Consider the following 1,684-nt stretch of genomic DNA (forward strand, 5'->3'; position numbering starts at 1 on the left):
GGATCGTTGACATGTCTTTTCAGCCAACCAAGGCTTGTCTTGGAACGCGCCATTGGGCACCTCGTTGATAAGGGTCGTGATTAATTGGGCGGATCCACGAGCCCTCGGGTAAAATGGCCGCCATTTTACAGAATCCAGACGAAAGGGTCAGATTATGCCGCTCACTCAAGAGCAGAAGAAACAGTACAAATCCATTGGCCACCATCTGAAACCAGTTCTGATTGTGGCAGACAACGGTTTGACTGAAGGTGTATTAGCCGAGCTTGAACGCGCACTGGCGGATCACGAACTGATCAAGATCAAGCTCAATATCCTCGATCGCGAATCGCGCCTGGCATCCATCGCTGAACTGTGCAAGGTCGGCAAAGCGGATCTGGTTCAGGTCATCGGCAAGATGGCGCTGATTTACCGCAAGAACTTCAGCGTCAACAAGCAGCTGTCGAACGTTCATCGCTTCAAGTGATGACAAGGGTCACGGGTGTGCTTCGCGCACCCTGCCACTCCATCCCGGCACCGGCTGCAATACCAGGACCAGCCCGGAAAAGCCCAACACCAGATAGCTGAACGCCTGCCAACGGACCGCATCCGGCCAACCGATACGCACAGCGATGAACATCGCACACGCATATAGCGCCATCAACAGCAGTTGCCCACGAATATCAAGCCAGAGACTGAAAAGACCCTCGGCCTGAATCAGCACCAGAGCCTGAAAAATCACACACGCTGCGGCAAAGCCGATCATCAGCGCATTCAGCATGCCTGCGATTTCGTCGATCAGCAGCGGCGCCAGACCTATACGGTCCAGCACCGGCAGCAGACCGATGTGCAACAGCCACAAGCCACCGACCCACAACATCTGGGTCAACTGCCAAAGCATGGCGCCCGCACGGAGCGGGCGCTTGCCTTTATTAGATGTGGCGAACTTCGACAATCTCGTACTCGATAACGCCGCTTGGCGTTTTCACCGCGACCACATCGCCCTCTTCCTTGCCGATCAAGGCACGGGCCAAGGGCGAGCCGACAGAAATCTTGCCGAGCTTGAAGTCAGCTTCATCCTCACCCACGATGTGGTAAGTGACGCTTTCATCAGTCTCGACGTTGGCGATTTCAACGGTGGTGCCGAAGATAACCTTGCCGGTATGAGGAATGGTCGTGACATCGATGATGACCTGGTTCTGAATCCGGCCTTCAATGTCGCGTATCCGCGCCTCGACCATACCCTGCTGCTCGCGGGCAGCATGGTATTCGGCGTTTTCCTTCAAATCACCCAACTCGCGGGCCGTACCGATGTCCTGGCTGAGCTTCGGACGAACGACCTTGGTCAGGTGAGCATGTTCTTCTTCCAGGGCGCGAGCGCCCTGAACGGTCATTGGGTACTTCGTTATGCTCATGCCTTCAATCCTGCGTGTAGATCCTGCAAGCGGCGCACGGTCTTTTCGGGACCGAACTTCAGCGCTTCGCAGATAGCTTCGCCAGCAGCAATGGTGGTGGTGCAGTAAATCTTGTGCTGCAGGGCATTGCGACGAATGGAATAGGAGTCAGCGATCGACTGACGACCTTCGGTGGTGTTGATGATCAGCGTGACTTCGTCATTCTTGATCATGTCGACCACGTGCGGACGACCCTCGGTCACCTTGTTCACGCGGCGCACTTTCAGGCCTGCGGCTTCGATCAGCTTGGCAGT

At 55.7% G+C, this 1,684-nt stretch carries 4 protein-coding genes; 1 reads left to right on the forward strand and 3 read right to left on the reverse strand.

Annotation, left to right across the window (positions count from 1 at the left end; genetic code table 11):
• Positions 1–154 precede the first annotated feature (154 nt).
• A complete protein-coding gene (locus tag D8V06_RS02310) occupies positions 155–463 on the forward strand; it encodes a YhbY family RNA-binding protein (protein WP_007942889.1) in 309 nt (102 codons plus the stop codon).
• 9 nt (positions 464–472) lie between these two features.
• On the opposite strand, the gene D8V06_RS02315 is transcribed toward D8V06_RS02310, so the two are convergent.
• The 3 genes from D8V06_RS02315 to D8V06_RS02325 all read right to left on the reverse strand — a co-directional run.
• Positions 473–877 carry an MFS transporter gene (locus D8V06_RS02315; protein WP_130906451.1) on the reverse strand — a complete coding sequence of 135 codons (405 nt, stop codon included), beginning with the start codon at positions 875–877 and terminating at the stop codon, positions 473–475.
• A gap of 31 nt (positions 878–908) precedes the next feature.
• On the reverse strand, positions 909–1,385 hold the full coding sequence (gene greA, locus D8V06_RS02320) for a transcription elongation factor GreA (protein ID WP_038861135.1): 477 nt from the start codon (positions 1,383–1,385) through the stop codon (positions 909–911).
• A gap of 2 nt (positions 1,386–1,387) precedes the next feature.
• Positions 1,388–1,684 (reverse strand): hypothetical protein (locus D8V06_RS02325; RefSeq protein ID WP_130930366.1); only part of this gene is annotated, 297 nt, incomplete at its 5' end.

Source organism: Pseudomonas sp. Sample_24, assembly GCF_004307605.1.
Lineage (GTDB): Bacteria > Pseudomonadota > Gammaproteobacteria > Pseudomonadales > Pseudomonadaceae > Aquipseudomonas.